The 16,107-nt window shown below is 43.4% G+C and carries 14 protein-coding genes and 1 riboswitch; of the genes, 8 read left to right on the top strand and 6 right to left on the bottom strand.

Going from position 1 to position 16,107, the window contains the following annotated elements; all coding sequences use genetic code 11:
- Positions 1 to 29: 29 nt before the first annotated feature.
- Positions 30 to 1,925, bottom strand: coding sequence for a phosphomethylpyrimidine synthase ThiC (thiC, locus tag G5T77_RS01655; RefSeq protein ID WP_159124360.1), 1,896 nt, complete (start codon positions 1,923 to 1,925; stop codon positions 30 to 32).
- A gap of 88 nt (positions 1,926 to 2,013) precedes the next feature.
- Positions 2,014 to 2,142: riboswitch (TPP riboswitch) on the bottom strand.
- A gap of 96 nt (positions 2,143 to 2,238) precedes the next feature.
- Positions 2,239 to 3,276 (bottom strand): hypothetical protein, encoded by a 1,038-nt coding sequence (locus G5T77_RS01650; RefSeq protein ID WP_166136436.1) that lies wholly within the window; start codon positions 3,274 to 3,276, stop codon positions 2,239 to 2,241.
- A 281-nt stretch (positions 3,277 to 3,557) separates the two neighbouring features.
- Between G5T77_RS01650 and G5T77_RS01645 the strand changes: the two genes are divergently transcribed.
- From G5T77_RS01645 to G5T77_RS01625, 5 genes are all read left to right on the top strand, one after another.
- The gene (locus G5T77_RS01645; protein WP_166136433.1) at positions 3,558 to 4,907 is read left to right on the top strand and encodes a TolC family outer membrane protein; all 1,350 of its coding nucleotides are present in this window, start codon (positions 3,558 to 3,560) and stop codon (positions 4,905 to 4,907) included.
- A 98-nt stretch (positions 4,908 to 5,005) separates the two neighbouring features.
- A complete protein-coding gene (phoU, locus tag G5T77_RS01640; RefSeq protein ID WP_004787240.1) occupies positions 5,006 to 5,725 on the top strand; it encodes a phosphate signaling complex protein PhoU in 720 nt (239 codons plus the stop codon).
- 402 nt (positions 5,726 to 6,127) lie between these two features.
- Positions 6,128 to 6,373, top strand: coding sequence for a hypothetical protein (locus G5T77_RS01635; protein ID WP_166136430.1), 246 nt, complete (start codon positions 6,128 to 6,130; stop codon positions 6,371 to 6,373).
- Positions 6,374 to 6,412: 39 nt separating this feature from the next.
- Positions 6,413 to 7,465, top strand: a complete 1,053-nt coding sequence (locus tag G5T77_RS01630; RefSeq protein WP_166136427.1) for a glycosyltransferase family 2 protein — start codon at positions 6,413 to 6,415, stop codon at positions 7,463 to 7,465.
- A complete protein-coding gene (locus tag G5T77_RS01625) occupies positions 7,462 to 8,415 on the top strand; it encodes a hypothetical protein (protein ID WP_166136424.1) in 954 nt (317 codons plus the stop codon). The genes G5T77_RS01630 and G5T77_RS01625 overlap by 4 nt, the downstream gene beginning before the upstream one ends.
- A 75-nt stretch (positions 8,416 to 8,490) precedes the next feature.
- On the opposite strand, the gene G5T77_RS01620 is transcribed toward G5T77_RS01625, so the two are convergent.
- On the bottom strand, positions 8,491 to 10,293 hold the full coding sequence (locus G5T77_RS01620) for an ABC transporter ATP-binding protein (RefSeq protein ID WP_166136421.1): 1,803 nt from the start codon (positions 10,291 to 10,293) through the stop codon (positions 8,491 to 8,493).
- Between the two features lie 160 nt (positions 10,294 to 10,453).
- Here G5T77_RS01620 and G5T77_RS01615 point away from each other — a divergent pair, with 160 nt between their 5' ends.
- Positions 10,454 to 11,074, top strand: coding sequence for an alpha-ketoglutarate-dependent dioxygenase AlkB (locus G5T77_RS01615; RefSeq protein WP_166136418.1), 621 nt, complete (start codon positions 10,454 to 10,456; stop codon positions 11,072 to 11,074).
- Between the two features lie 240 nt (positions 11,075 to 11,314).
- Here G5T77_RS01615 and ruvX read toward each other — a convergent pair whose 3' ends face one another.
- From ruvX to recN, 3 genes are all read right to left on the bottom strand, one after another.
- Positions 11,315 to 11,758 carry a Holliday junction resolvase RuvX gene (ruvX, locus tag G5T77_RS01610; protein WP_166136415.1) on the bottom strand — a complete coding sequence of 148 codons (444 nt, stop codon included), beginning with the start codon at positions 11,756 to 11,758 and terminating at the stop codon, positions 11,315 to 11,317.
- Positions 11,751 to 12,305 carry a YqgE/AlgH family protein gene (locus G5T77_RS01605; protein ID WP_004787233.1) on the bottom strand — a complete coding sequence of 185 codons (555 nt, stop codon included), beginning with the start codon at positions 12,303 to 12,305 and terminating at the stop codon, positions 11,751 to 11,753. Before G5T77_RS01605 ends, ruvX begins: the two co-directional genes overlap by 8 nt.
- Positions 12,306 to 12,777: 472 nt before the next feature.
- Positions 12,778 to 14,439 (bottom strand): DNA repair protein RecN, encoded by a 1,662-nt coding sequence (recN, locus tag G5T77_RS01600; protein ID WP_166136412.1) that lies wholly within the window; start codon positions 14,437 to 14,439, stop codon positions 12,778 to 12,780.
- A gap of 437 nt (positions 14,440 to 14,876) precedes the next feature.
- Between recN and G5T77_RS01595 the strand changes: the two genes are divergently transcribed.
- Both G5T77_RS01595 and rlmB read left to right on the top strand, forming a co-directional pair.
- A complete protein-coding gene (locus G5T77_RS01595) occupies positions 14,877 to 15,200 on the top strand; it encodes a pyrimidine/purine nucleoside phosphorylase (protein ID WP_004787221.1) in 324 nt (107 codons plus the stop codon).
- 142 nt (positions 15,201 to 15,342) lie between these two features.
- Positions 15,343 to 16,092: a 23S rRNA (guanosine(2251)-2'-O)-methyltransferase RlmB gene (gene rlmB, locus G5T77_RS01590; RefSeq protein ID WP_166136409.1), complete on the top strand. Its 750-nt coding sequence runs from the start codon at positions 15,343 to 15,345 to the stop codon at positions 16,090 to 16,092.
- Positions 16,093 to 16,107: the final 15 nt, after the last annotated feature.

Below are 16,107 nucleotides of genomic sequence, written 5' to 3'. Positions count from 1 at the left end.
TTATGAAAACAACTGTTTTTTTTACGGTTTTACACCTTGTGGTACAATTTTTGACCAGAGCTATGGAAATCGTTTTTCATCTGCTTAAGGCCGGCTTCAATCTCTGCCTGCGTTACAGCCGGGGTTTCATCAGCAGATAACTGGCTGGCATAATCCCGCACATTTTGCGTGATTTTCATTGAACAGAACTTTGGTCCGCACATTGAGCAGAAGTGAGCCGATTTATGCGCCGCTTTTGGCATGGTTTCATCATGCATGCTGCGTGCCGTGTCCGGATCTAGACTCAGGTTAAACTGATCTTCCCAACGGAATTCAAAGCGGGCTTTGGACAGGGCATTGTCACGCGCTTGTGCTCCCGGATGACCTTTGGCTAGATCGGCAGCATGTGCGGCAATCTTGTAGGTAATGATGCCGTCTTTGACATCTTTCTTGTTCGGCAAGCCTAAATGTTCTTTCGGTGTCACGTAGCAAAGCATCGCAGTACCGTACCAGCCAATCATCGCGGCACCAATCGCCGAAGTAATGTGGTCATAACCCGGTGCGATATCTGTGGTTAACGGCCCAAGAGTATAGAAAGGGGCTTCTTTACAGACTTCGAGTTGCAAGTCCATATTTTCCTTGATCATATGCATTGGCACATGCCCCGGACCTTCGATCATCACCTGAACATCATGTTCCCAGGCACGATGCGTTAGTTCACCTAAAGTCCGTAGCTCGGCAAATTGTGCTTCGTCATTGGCATCCTGAATACAGCCCGGACGTAAGCCATCCCCGAGGCTGAAAGACACATCATAGGCTTTCATGATTTCGCAGATTTCATCGAAATGCGTATAGAGGAAGTTTTCCTGATGATGGGCCAGACACCACTGTGCCATGATCGAACCACCACGTGACACAATACCAGTCAGACGATTCGCGGTCAGCGGTACATAACGCAATAACACACCGGCATGAATCGTGAAGTAATCCACGCCCTGTTCAGCCTGTTCAATTAAAGTATCTTTAAAAATTTCCCAAGTCAGGTCTTCGGCTACACCGTTGACTTTTTCTAGTGCCTGATAAATTGGTACGGTACCGATTGGCACTGGAGAGTTACGGATAATCCATTCACGGGTTTCATGAATATTCTGACCAGTCGACAGATCCATAATGGTGTCGGCACCCCAGCGGGTTGCCCAGGTCATTTTTGAAACTTCTTCTTCAATGGATGAACCCAGTGCCGAGTTACCGATGTTGGCATTAATCTTGACCAGGAAATTGCGACCAATAATCATTGGTTCCAGTTCAGGGTGATTGATATTGGCAGGAATAATGGCACGGCCTGCAGCGACTTCCTGACGGACAAATTCAGGGGTGATTTCCTGTAAATTTTTGGCACCAAAATTCTGTCCCGGATGCTGACGCATATCGGTCCCTTCCAGCTGACGCAAGTTTTCCCGAATCGCGATATATTCCATTTCCGGCGTAATAATGCCCTGTTTGGCATAGTGCATCTGGGTCACATTCTGGCCAAGTTTAGCCCGGCGTGGTTTCTGAATATGGGCAAAGCGGATATTGGCAGTACGGATATCACGCAGACGTTGGCGACCAAACTCAGAACTTAAATCATCCAGCATTTCTGTGTCATTACGCTGTTCAATCCAGCCTTCACGCAGATTTGGTAGGCCTTTATTCAGATCAATTTCAACATTTGGATCGGTATAAACCCCTGAAGTGTCATAGACCATCAAAGGTGCATTATATTCACCGCCCAGACCAGTCGGAGTTTCGCTGAGAGAAATTTCCCGCATGGGCACCTGAATATCAGGACGTGAGCCTTGCAGATAAACTTTACGGGAAGCTGGCAGAATGCGGGTCAGATCACGCGCTTCCTGTTCGTGTGGAGTAAGGGGAGTTTCAGAAGAAAGATTCGTTAACTGGCTCATTGCAATGATCCTTATGAATGACATCAACGAATCAAGCACGACCAAAAACGTGGACAGAATTATCTGAGTAGATAAAACAAGGGTAGTCGTTTTTAGATGGCTTGATTCCTACGCAGGTATTAACCTGATCAGGTTCAACGGTACTCACTATCAAATGGCCGATAAGGCTGATTTAAGTGATCTCAGCGAGTTATTACTCGCGCTCCGTCAAGCGAGGCTAAATCTTAGCTTAGTTGGTATTTAAAAAGTAGCTTTAAATTGGGAGGGGTTGCTGATTTTCGGCTATCTCATCGATTTTTAAGAAAAGATTGTTTTAAAGACAGATCGCATCTTTAAAGCAGTTTTTATTGTAGTTCTGTGAGGGTGGGGTGACTTGGGCATAATATAAAATCTGTTCAGTGCTGGACCGGTCACGATAATCCGCAGCTAAGGCACGCTGACGCTGTTCAGGATTCATATCCAGAAACTCTAAAAATAATTGCGCCTGTGTAGATAACTTGGATTTCTGACCACGCGCTAGACCAATAATAGTTTCCAGATGGCTGGTTTCTACCGAATAACGGTCACGATAATCCTCAGAGATTGGCGATTGCTCGCTGCCTCTAAACAGGAAATAAGTATATTGTTTCAGCAGATATTCGGCATCGCGCTGATAGCTACTTTTCGGATAGGTTTGCAGATAATCTTCCCAGAACAAAGCGCGAGCGGCAATATTGGCGGCTTCAAGCTGCAAGCGTTTTTCGACCAAAACCGGTTCCATATTCTGCTCAGCCAGATTTTCAATAAATACCTTTTCGGCAGCCGGTAAATACGGTGCAAAGATACGCGCCAAGTACTCCGGGCTACGACGATATTGCAGCGTGCCATTGCCCTGATCCAGCAGTTCTACATAGGCCTGACCTTTATGCTTCAATAAATACTGGTCGCGTGTGGTCAACTGTTCAAAGTGGCTTTGCTGAATAGTAGGATGCTGAGCCATATCTAAAGCATACTGTTCGAAAGCACGTTGCTGGAATTCGGTACGTTCCACATGCAGAAAGCGTTGATACATTTCGGTGGAACGCTGCATCAGGTGTTTCTGCTCGGCCAGTTCCATGAGCGGCAGACACACTTTAAGATCCTGATTAATCTGTTCCAGTGCAAAAGTGGTGCGCTGTTCATCAATCTGGGACATGTTTTTTTCAATATTTTCACACATGAGGGTGAAATCGTTCGCGGGAGATTGAACGGTTTTAACCTCGGCCTGTTCCATTTCAACCTGCGGTTCTGAGGATTGCTCGCATCCGCCTACGAACAGCAAACTGCTGAAAACAAAACAAACTTTGAATATCGAATGAATTCGCGTTAACACTATGCTTCAGGACTCTATATAGATGAAATCAGAAATAACTGCCTTACCGGGAGCTATATTGTATAGATCTAATTCAAGTTCTATGTGTAGTATTGTGAATGGCTTTGTTAAGCTAGGATGCGGGATGGGGAAAATAGGAGGAATATTGAATAAAATCGTGGATCTATAAGAGAAAAGTAATAAAAGTCATACGTAAAAAATCAAAAGAAATCTTTAGTATTGCTGGGTTTAAAGCGCCTTGATCTGATGATTTAAATGGCTGTAGGGGTGAAAACTATAAAATGAAATTAAAACTCATTGTCAGTGCCTGTTTATTGGGTGTCAGTCCGACACTGTTTGCGCTGGATCTGCGTGAAGCTTATCAGCGTGCCCAGCAGAATGATCCGAACTGGCAGGCGAATCTGTTGCAATACCAGTCGGACCAGCTCAATCTGGGCATTGCCAGCGGAAATTTATTGCCGACTGTGACTTTATCTGGAAATGTGACCCGTAAAAACCAGTCTGCTGATAATTCATCGATAGAAGACTTGCCTGTTGAATTTGGGGAATTACAAGGTTCGAGTGCGACTACACGTCAGATTGCAGTTACTGCACGTCAGCCACTGTTTCGCTGGGATGCTTGGCAGGGTTATAAGCAGGTTAAAACCTCGGTAGAACTCAGCGAAGTTAATTTGCGTCTGCAAAAGCAGCAGCATATTTTGCAGGTGGCAGAAGCCTATTTTAATGTTTTACGCCAGCAGTCTTTAACTACGGCCTATCTGCAAGAAGAGCAGGCCTTATCAGAACAGTTAAAGATGATGAATGCCAAACTTCGAGAAGGACTCGTGGCGAGAAGTGATGTCAGTGAAGCCAATGCCCAATACCAAAGTGCGCAAGCTAACCGGATTTCTACACAGGTACAACTGGTGCTAGCACAGGAACAGTTGGCTCAGTTGATTGGACCTTATCAGGAAAATCTGGCGGTTCTACGTGAGGATTTCCAGTTTCAGAAACCTGTTCCGAGTAATATCGGTTCCTGGACCGAACTGGCACAAAATCAGAATCTGGAAATTTTGCAGGCACGTTTGCAGAAACGCTATTCTGAAGATGCCAAACGGGTGGAGCAGGCGGCTCTCTATCCTCAGGTTGAAGCCGTTGGAACCTATGGCTATTTAAAGCAGACCCCTGAAACAGTGTTATCAACCAATGGGGAGTTTGACCAGATTGGTGTCGAGGTTAACTGGAATCTGTTTACCGGTGGTCGAACCCAAAAAAGTATTCGTCAGGCGGGCGTGAACGTACAGAGAAGCGAAGCCCAACTGGATGCCGCGATTCGCAAAGCCAACACTGATGTCAAACAGTCTTATCTGCAAGTGGAAACGGATGAGGCCAAACTGAATGCACGTAAAGCAGCGATGCAGTCTTCAGATATTGTGTCTCAAGCTTCCAGAGCTCAATATCAGGAAGGTTTAAAAACCATGGTGGATGTATTGCTGGCGCAGCGCAATGCCTTCTCTGCCAAGACCGACTATCTGAATGCTAAATATGATTATTTGCTGCATGTACTGCAATTACAGGCTTCAGTAGGACAATTGACAGAAAAGGAACTGGCAGAGATGAATGCCTGGCTCATTGAATATGACCGTTCTTAAAGAAGGCTAACAAGTTGTCATCAAACTTTCATGATAGTCATGCTTTAATCACAGTTCATGATGTATTTTTGCCTTTTCCTGTTCAGGAGTAGATTTCCTTGAGTCCCAATAATCCTGTGCTCAGTCATCACATTTCTTCGCAATTCAATGAAGAATTGCAGGATGTAAATACCAAGTTCATGACCATGGGTGGCATGGTAGAACAGCAGGTAGCCAATGCCATTCATGCGCTGCTGGATACAGATGCTGCCATGGCGGTCGATGTGCAGTTTCAGGACAATACTGTGAACCGCTTGGAAAGTGAAATTGATGAGGCGCTCACCCTGATTTTGGCTCGCCGTCATCCCGCTGCCATTGATCTGCGTATGGTGCTTGCCATGTCCAAGGCCAATACCGATCTGGAACGGATTGGAGATGAAGCATCGAAAATTGCCCGTATTGCCCAGACTTTGTGTGAAGAGGGTGGTTCACCACGCGGTTATATGGAAACCCGACATATTGGTAACCAAGTTCGAGTGATGATTCATGATGCATTGGATGCCTTTGCTCGTCTGGATGTAGACCAAGCGCTGCGCGTGATGCAGGCCGATGCCGACATTGATCGGGAATATCAGTCCGCTACCCGTACTTTAATGACCTATATGATTGAAGATCCGCGGCATATTAGTCGGGTGATCAATGTACTTTGGGTACTACGCTCACTGGAACGCATTGGAGACCATGCACGTAATATTTCGGAACAGGTTATTTATATGGTCAAGGGCCTGGATGTACGGCATAGCAGTGTTGAAGAAATTGAACAAAAATTTCAGCGTTAAGCAAACCTAAATAATGATAAAAAGCCTGCATTGTGCAGGTTTTTTTTATTTCAAAAATATATTCTTGATATTGTGAAAGCTAGATAGGATAGGTGTTCCCTAATATTGCTATGAGAAAAATCACATAAATAAAAATTACTAATAAGCTTTATAAATTTAATTAAAAGAAATGTGAGCTATTTATCAAAAAACATACAAAAGTTGTATATAATTTAGCAAAATGCGGGTTGATTTATGAAAATGGAATTATTTTCAGAAAGTGAAAAGATTTTTTCACGTGCTCATCAAACCAATAGATAAGAAAGAAAAACGAAGCTCTTTTGTTATCAGTCACATACTTCTGGTCTAAACCTAACCCTGCATTCATTTACTCAGTGAAATTATATATTTAAGAGAAAATTCATGATCATTGATGAAAGTCAAAGAGAAGCTGCCCGAATTTACTTTTCTGTGCAGTTAAAGTTTGTGATCGCGTTAATGGGTGCGTGTTTTTGGACCGTATTTTCTATCTGGATTGCCCAGGACTGGATGCATGATTTGAGCAGCTATATCGGTTATTTTTGGGCTATTTTCCTGATCTATGGTATTGCCATTATTCCGGGATTTATGAACTCATTTGCGGCCTTAAGCCTGATGATGGACAGATGACCTAAACGTCAGCCATTAGCGGTTTATCCAGGGATTACCATGTTGGTCGCAGCCTACAATGAAGCCGCCTCAATTGAAGATACTTTGGTCAGTATTAGCCAGCAAAAATATCCGGGAAAATTACAGGTTATTGTGATCAATGATGGCTCTCAGGATGAAACCGCAGAGATTGTTCGCAAAGCAGAATCAAGATTTCCCTGGCTGACTTTACTAGATTTAAAGCAAAATGCAGGGAAAGCGCACGCCTTAAATGAAGGCCTGAAACTTGCGGAACATGATCTGGTAATTACCGTCGATGCGGATTCCTATCTCCATCGTGTTGCCCTGATCAATATTGTTGAACGCTATGTGGCAGATCCTCCAAATACACGTGCGGTTGCAGGTAAAATTCTGGTACGTAATTCGCGTACCAATCTGCTGACCAAAACTCAGGAATGGGACTATTTTCTGGGAATCTCAGCAACCAAACGCCTGCAATCTCTTTATCAGGGAACTCTGGTAGCGCAAGGTGCTTTCTCTATTTATGACCGTAATGCCCTGATTGAAGTCGGCGGCTGGCCTGAATGTGTAGGTGAAGATATTGTGCTGACCTGGGCCTTGTTAAATGCAGGTTATCGGATTGGCCATTGTGAGGATGCCTGCCTGTTTACCAATGCACCGACGACGCTTAAAGTGTTTGTTAAACAGCGTCAGCGTTGGGCTCGTGGCATGATTGAGGCATTCATTAAACATCCTAGTATTTTAATCAAGCCAAGACTCTCTACATTTTTTATTTACTGGAACCTGTTTTTCCCGTGGCTGGATATTGCCTTTACCTTTGGCTTTATTCCGGGAATCATTCTGGCATGTTTCGGACATTACTGGATTGTCGGGATCATGACTTTGGTGTTATTGCCAATGGCATTCCTGTTGGGCTTTTTAAATTATTCGATTGAACGCAGAATGTTTAATGACCTGGAGCTTAAGGTTCGCAAAAACTTCAGTGGCTTTTTATTGTACGTATTGGCCTATAGCTTCCTGCTTCAACCTGCCAGTATTTTAGGCTATATGGATGAAGTATTGAGAACACGAAAAACCTGGGGAACAAAATGAACACTATGAAAATCGGATATGTATGTGTTCCTCTGCTCGTGGGTTTGAGTACTGCCAGCCTGGCCAATGGATTAAATGAAGATCAGACAGCAAGTGAACGAGCGGCTGGAACGGAATTCTTTTTAAGTGACGATAGTGAAGGCTTCCAGACTCGTAAATTATCAGCGGAATTCTTGCCCGAATATGAAGATGCCGATCATTATCTGGGTGTACGTGGCAGTGCCTATCAATATAGGACAGATGACTGGAAACGCGATGGTCAGAAAGTCTCATTTATTGGGCGTGATATTGAGTCCGCTACAGCCAATGGCTGGAACTTGGAAGCAGGATTATTTGAGCAAGGTGATCATACTTTATTGACCTTTGATGGCAGTTACCGTACCGCACTTGCAAAAAAGACAGCAGTAGAACTTTTTGCCAATCGTGACTGGGTCGAAACCCAGCCTGCACTTGATGCAGGAACGAACTTTACTTTTGTTGGTGCTGCACTGGATCAGGGTTTAGGTGAACATGTCACTCTCGTGGGTTTAGCAGGAACACAGTTTTTCTCGGATGATAACCGCCGTGATCATGGCCGCCTTAGACTGATTTATCAGCCTTCACTGGATCTGGGTCTAACGCTTCAGGCTCGTTATCGTATGTATCGCAGCAGTGAAGAAGATGTGGGTAGAGAGTACTTCAACCCAGAAGATTATCAAGAATCGATGCTCGCTCTTGGTTGGCGTCAGCGCTTCGCTGGCTGGTCTGCAGGCTTAACGGCAGGCTTTGGTCGGGAAAAAATCAATCAGGATCCGAGTCAGTCTACCCGATTATTCGAACTTAACTTACAAAGTCCTGTTCGTGGCTCGCAATTTCTGCGGATGAATGCCGGCTATAACCGCAGTGCTTCGTTCTATGGCCCGAATTACGATTATCGTTATATCAGGGGTGAATGGATTATGCGTTTTTAATACTGGACGATAAATCTTGATTTTAAGCGGTCTTTAAAGACCGCTTTTATTTTTTAGGGATAGTCTAATGAAGAGCTAACTATGCGTTTCTTCCTCTGCATCATCTTCAAAAGTCTTGGCAATTTTTTCAATATTCAGGCTCTTGGCCATTGCATCGAAAATTTCCTTATACACGCCGTCCTGATGATAAAGCGCGTCATGTTCACCGTGTTCGGCAATACAACCTTCTTTCATCACATAGGTATAGTCTGCATCAATAATCTGAGACAAGCTATGCGAAATAATAATCACGGTACGGCCTTGCTTGATTTGATCCAGACTCTGTTTGATCTGTTCTGTCGCAATGGCATCCAGACTCGCCGTCGGCTCGTCCAGAAAAATAATCGGCGGGTTTTTCAGGAACATCCGTGCGATGGCAATCCGCTGTTGCTGACCGCCGGACAGTTGCAGGGCATCGGAATCATAACCATCCGGTAGCTGTAAAATCTGTTCATGAATTGAGGCTTTTTGAGCAGCTGCAATCACCTCATCCATACTGGCATTGGTTTTGCCATAACGGATATTGTCAAAAATTGTGCCCTGGAAAATATGATTTTTCTGTAATACTAATCCGATATGATCACGCAGATATTGAGTGTCATAATCTTTTAAGTCGATCCCATCCAGCTTGATCTGGCCTTCCTGTGGTTCATAAAATTTATCGAGCAGACTGATCAAGGTTGATTTTCCAGCTCCTGATAATCCTACCAGTGCGGTAATGGTATTGGGACGGATTTCCATATTGATATCTTTTAAAGCATGATGCTCATTCGGATAATAAAAATTCACGCCACTTAGCTCAAATCGGCCTTTAACTGGCGGTTTTTGCTGTCCGCTTTGCTCAATTTCAGCATCCGCTTCCAGAATATTAAAGAAGCTTTCTGAATAGATCATGGCATCATTCACTTCATCATAAATCCGGTGCAACGAGCGAATCGGGGCAGAGACGTTATTAAAGAGCAGCACATGGTACATGATCATGCCGATACTCATCTGGCCATCCAGTACAAAATAGGAGGTCAGAATAATAATCAGGACTATGCCGATCTGTTCAATAAAGGTTTTTAAGCCATCAAACAGGAAGCTGGTTTGCCGGGTTTTCATCTGGTTATCGGTCAGTTCACGCTGCAAGCTCAGCTGCTTGTCTGATTCAATTGATTCCCGGTTAAAGGATTTGATGACTGTAATTGAATTGATGATACTGAGAATCCCTTGGCTCTTTTTTTCCCGGCCATCTCTCAGACTACGGCGCCATCCACCGAGTTTTTGTGCCTGTTTATAGGTGAGCCAGAAGTAGATCGGCACAATCGCTGTGGCGACCAGTCCGACATAAAAATTGGCATAGTACATCAGCCCTAGCGCGACAATTGCACTGGTAAACAGAGGAAAAATATCAATAAAAAAGATCTGAACCAGTCGGGTGAGGGAGCCAATTCCGCGGTCGATTCGGGTCTGTAATTTTCCAGCCTGATTATTATCCTGATTAAAAAAAGCCAGCCGGTATTTTAAAAACTTTTCAATAATGCCTTGAGCCAGGTCTTGGGAAATAAAAATCCGCAGCTTTTCTCCATAAAACTTCTGCCCAAACTGGACCAGTGCATTCACCACTTCTTTACCGAGTAAGATGGCAGAGATAGTGATCAAGATATGCCAACCTTCATCTAGCCCTTGTCCTTGTTCCAGCAGTGCATTGATGCTATCGACTGCATATTGCAGGGTCAGTGCATTGACCTGAGCAGTAAAGGAACCGATCAGGGTCAGAATGAGGGTCGCAATCACCAGAAGTCGATAAGGGCTGACAAAGGGACGAAGTTTTAAAAACAGCTGCCATAAATTCATAAGCAATTATTTTTATTGTCAAAGTTGAATTTAGTCTAGGCAGGAATAGAGGTACTCACAAGAGCAAATGTTGTATTTATTTGTGAAATTAGATTGTAATTTTTCTGGATAAGTCTCAGTCTTTTCAGCAAGATATCGTAAATTTTAGACTGATTTTAAAATGACTTTGGACCTGTTTGCGCCAGAACCTCAAGTGAATTTATTACCCATTGATGGGGTGGTAGAGGATTATGGGCAGATTTTAAATGAGCAGCAGAGCCAGCAATATTTGCAGCATTTTCTAGCTCATCTAGCCTGGCAAGCGGATGAAGTCACTTTATTTAGTAAGCATTATATTACTGGACGAAAAGTCGTCTGGTATGGTGATGAACACTATCAGTATCATTATTCCGGAAGTTTTAAACAAGCTCATATCTGGACACCGGGGCTATTTCGGTTAAAGCAGCATATTGAAAAATTGGTGTGTCATTCCTTTAATTCCTGCCTGGCCAATTTATATGAAGATGGTTCGCAAGGTCTGGGCTGGCATAGTGATGATGAGGCGGCTTTATATCAAGGGGGGTCCCGCGAAAATGTGATTGCATCCCTCAGTCTGGGGGCAACCCGCAAAATGAGCTTTAAACATAAGACAGAAAATAAAACAGTAGATCTACTTTTGCAAAGTGGTCAATTGATTGTGATGCGTGGACAGACCCAACACTACTGGAAACATTGCATCCGGAAAACGACTCGGGTTTTGGAACCCAGAATTAACCTGACTTTTCGTTATTTTTTTCCTTAATTAAATTATCTTTGATAAAACAAAAAATATTAGTTCATTAGTATTTAAAATTCTTTCTCCCTCAGGGAGAAAGTGAGGATGAGGAAATTTCTTTGGTCATTGTTTTATGATTAAAAAATGATTGATGAAGGCACTCTATTCTTTTAGATTGAAAGTATCCCAATGAACTAAAAAAGAGATTCTTTAATTCAAAAAAAATAGCATCTCGAAAGATGCTATGGCTGATATTCAAAAAGAAATTTAAGGTTGTAGTCCAACCGGATGCCGATACCAGCTTTCAATCAAGAGGGCAGCAGCAATACTGTCCGCTGACAATTTTTTGCCGCGACCTTGAGCCTGATAATGATCCAGTTCATCCCGTGCTTCACGAGTGGTCAGGCGTTCATCCACCATCAAGGTTTCAATATTGGTCTGATGACGTAAACGGCGGGCAAATTTACGTGCCCGTGTCGACAGTTCAGATTCACTATCATCCATATTCAGTGGCAGACCAACTAAAAATAAGCCTGGCTGATGGCTTTTTACGATTTTCAGTAACTCATCCCAGTTCGGGATCCCATCTTTCATGGGAAATAAAGGGAGGGGATTGGCACTTTCAATCAGGGATTGACCGACTGCCATTCCCATTTTCTGTGTACCAAAATCAAACGTCATAATAGTGTTTGGCGCGTTTACATCAGGCATGTCCAATCTCGGAAGATAACCAGGTTCGGTCTACGCCCATTTTTTTATAGGCAGCATCCCAGCGGTCGTTATAAGGTAAGTTAAAAATCAGGTCCATATCGGATTCACAGATTAGCCAGTCACCCCGGGCAATCTCTTCTTCAAGCTGATGTTTGCCCCAGCTGGCATAACCCAATGCGATCTGATAGCGGCCTACACCTTCATTATGCGCAATCGCATCCAGAATATCTTTAGATGTGGTAATACAAACATTTTCACCCACAGCAATAGAAGAATGCCAGGTCGGCTGACCGGTATGCAGGACAAAACCAGCCTCTGGTCGCAAAGGTCCACCTTGCAACACTTCATGGGGATTGACATTATCCGCTTCAATATCCAGATCATTCAGCAATTCTTTAATTTGAATGCCAGCAGGGCGGTTAATAATGATCCCTTGAGCGCCATCTTCATCATGACGGGCCAGATAAATGACCGTGTGGGCAAAAAAATCGTCACTTGCATGGGGTGGCGCAATCAGACAACGATGAGTCAGATATTGTTTAGTCACCTGAGCGGCTCTCCAAAAGTCTATATCGTTTGTGATCGTGGTAGATGATTTATCAGGGCAAAAGACTGGATTTTCAATTCTGCAAATTGTCTATTCCTTTATTTACTTATCCCACAAAAATGCACTACTGACAACTTAGCTTTGTAGATGCTGAGTATAAAAAAACTACAAATAGGTATTTTTTATTTTTTCAATAAATCAATAAAATCAGTTTTATTTTATTTTATTGAATGGTAAATTCTAGGGTTCATTTATTATCGACTAAGAATATAAAATAAATTTAAGAAGGAATAAGTTTATATATTTTTAATTGTTTAATAATCAAACTAAATAATTAAATAGAAGAAAATATTAAATTTTATATTTAAAGCGGAGTGCTTTATTTTTTATTAATTTTTTATAAGTTGTTTTAAACTAAAAGCTGTTCATAAAAAATCCCTGCACTAGTCAGGGATTTTTTATTAAGCATAATTCATGCTTGCTGAAACTTTAACTGTCTTAACTGACGTGCATGCTGCAAGGTGGTTTCATTAATTTCCACGCCACCCGTCATACGTGCAAGTTCCTGTACAATTTCACTTTCTTCCAGATTGATAATGGTACTGCTGGCCGGATCAGTCTGGCGCTTTTTCACCAGTAAATGCTGATCGGACTGTGCAGCCACCTGCGCCTGATGGGTGATACATAGAATTTGTACATGCTGTGCCAGATCAGCCAATAAGCGACCCACGATTTCCGCAGTTCCGCCACTGATCCCAACGTCGATTTCATCAAAGACCAGTACTTCAGCTTCAGTTTTTTCTGCATTCATCACCTGCATCACCAAGGCAATACGGGATAATTCACCGCCTGAAGCCACGCGTGCCAGAGGTTGCGCTGGAATGCCTTTGTTGGCAGTAAATAGAAGTTGAATAAAACTCAAACCTTCACTCGATGGATGTTCCAAAGGCTCAAATTTAAATTCAAAATGCGCTTCTGGTAGTGCGAGCTGTTTCACCTGTTCGGTCAGTTTCTTCGCCAGCGGTTCGGCTGCATCACGGCGAATCTGATCCAGATATTGTGCTTTGTTTAAGAATTCCTGATAAGAAATTTCCACTTGTTCAGCCAGAGTTTCCGGATCTTCCAGCTGATGCAGCTGCTCAAGCTCAGCCTGCCAGGCCTCATATTCTTCTTTCAGCAATTCTGGCTGGGTGCGGTATTTGCGTGCTAAACGGTGAAATACTTCCAGTTTGGAATTCAGTTCTTCCATACGTTCCGGATCAAAGCTTTGCCGATCCATAAACTGGCGTAAGGTCGCCGTCGCATCTTCGAGTTCACTTTGGGCATTCAGCAATGAAGTATAAATCTGGGAAAGCTGCTCGCTACGACCGGCATGCGATTCCATACGGCGTAAGATTGAAGCCAGTTCCTGCGAAATATTCTGTTCACCTTCATCCAGGCCATTCAGGCTATAGACACAATCCTGCATAATCGCTTCATGATGTGAAAGGCGGTCAAATTCCTGCTCAATTTCCTGATAATCCGTCTGGACGACTTCTTCCAGTTCTTCGAGTTGTAGCTCCAGAGTTTCCATACGTTGCTTACGGGTTGCTTGTGCATCCAGCGCGGCCTGATGCTGGCGAATATTTTTATGCCAGGTGCTATAAGCATCACGTACTTCCTGAGCTGGTGCATAAAAATTGCTATAACGATCTAGCCAGTGTTTGGGATAAGGCGGTTCTAGAAGTTGCTGCTGGCTATGCTGGCTATAAAGCTGGACCAGTAGTCGGCCAATTTCTTTCAGTTCAGACAGGCTGCTGGGCCGGCCATTGATCCAAGCCTTACTGCGGCCCGTGGCAAAGATCACCCGGCGTAAATGAATTTCCCCTGACTCATCATCGAGTTCATGCTCTTTTAACCAGCTCGCCTCAGGGCTGTCTTCCTGATAGCTAAAGGTTGCGGTTACATCGGCTTTTTCGGTGCCATAACGCACATAATTGGTATCGGTTCGCTCACCCAGACAGGCAGACAGGGCATCCAGTAACAGGGATTTACCTGCACCGGTTTCACCAGTAAGAACGTTAAAACCTTTATCAATATCAATAGCAAGATGCTCGGCCAAAGCAAAATTGATCAGAGTTAAATGTGTCAGCATAAACGCATCCGGGCTGCGAAAAGTTTGAGTGAAATAGCATGTCAGTTGCTTCAGTCTAGCAACGCGGCTGTTATTATAAATCAGGATAAATCGATTTCATTCTATCTTAAATTTCAGGGATTAATACACGCTTATTTGAATGTTGTGTCACAGGAACCAAGATTAGGCCACTGAAGTTACAAAAGATATTTTCATTTTTCTGACATGCTTGAAATTTAAATTAAATCAGGTCGGAATATATTTTGCTTATAAATGGCGAGAAAAATCACGGCATTTTCCAAGATCTGCCGAAATCACTCAAACAGGCTGGAATCAAGGCAAGCAGGGGCACCCAATAATTTCATTCAAGTCCGATAAACTTCGATTGATTAGTTGCGGGTGCACATTTAAACTACAGCAATCAAAATATTACAAAATGCTTTATCTGGAGAAATGGCATGTCAGCTCAGTTTGATCATGTATCAGTACTTAAAAAATCGAATGTGTATTTTGGCGGGTTATGCATCAGCCATGTGGTGCAATTTGAAGATGGCACTAAAAAAACCTTAGGGGTAATTTTACCTTCAGAAAATGCATTAACTTTTGAAACACATGTGCCTGAGCGTATGGAAATCATCTCAGGTGAATGCCGTGTACAAATCGCTGACAGCGAAGAAAAAGAACTGTTCCGTGCTGGTCAGTCTTTCTATGTGCCAGGCAATAGCCGTTTCAAAATCGAAACTGATGACGTGCTGGACTATGTTTGCCATTTTGAAGGCTAAACAGACCTACAGATGAGCTGTAGCCGATCAAGAAATTTTGTTCTGAATCGGTTAAACTAAGCTTGATACGGAATCCTGTGAAGTTGGCTTTGCAGGATTTTTCTTTTGCTGCCTATTTCCCAATTTATTTTCGAGGTCGTTCATGGCTAAACCTGAGTATTATTATGGCGTCCATTCAGTAGAATCACTGCTGGAGCTTGAGCCTGAACGTGTCTTGACTCTTTTTACCCTGAAAGGCCGTGATGATCAGCGCCTGAAACGTGTACTGGAATTGGCTGAGCCTTTTGGCATTAGTGTCCAGCAGGCTAGTCGTGACAAGCTGGAAAAACTGGCTGGTTTGCCTTTTCACCAAGGCGTTGTAGCGGCAGTTCGCCCGCATCCAACCTTAAATGAAAAGGATCTGGAAGATCTATTGAAGCAAGATTCTCAAGTACTTTTATTAGCACTCGATCAGGTAACTGATCCACATAACCTGGGTGCTTGTATTCGTACTGCCGCAGCGATGGGTGTAGCGGCTGTAATTGTGCCGCGTGACCGTTCAGCAAGCCTGACGCCAACTGCACGTAAAGTGGCAGCGGGTGGTGCAGAAAAAGTGAAGTTTATTCAGGTGACCAATCTGGCGCGTACTTTGGGTCAAATCAAAGATGAATTTAATGTACGTGTGGTTGGTACGATGCTGGATGAAAAAGCTTTACCTATCCAGAAATTTGATTTTACTGGTACAGGTGTATGCGTGGTGATGGGTGCGGAAGATACCGGTTTGCGTCCAATTACCCAAAGCCAATGTGATCAGACGGTTTATATTCCGATGACAGGAAATCTGCAAAGTCTGAATGTGAGCGTGGCAACAGGGATGGCTCTTTATGAAGCCTGTCGTCAGCGTCAAGCTTAAGTCCTTTTTATTATT

It is taken from the genome of Acinetobacter sp. GFQ9D191M (assembly GCF_011174875.1).
Taxonomy (GTDB): domain Bacteria; phylum Pseudomonadota; class Gammaproteobacteria; order Pseudomonadales; family Moraxellaceae; genus Acinetobacter.
This window is presented reverse-complemented; position numbering and strand designations above follow the sequence as displayed.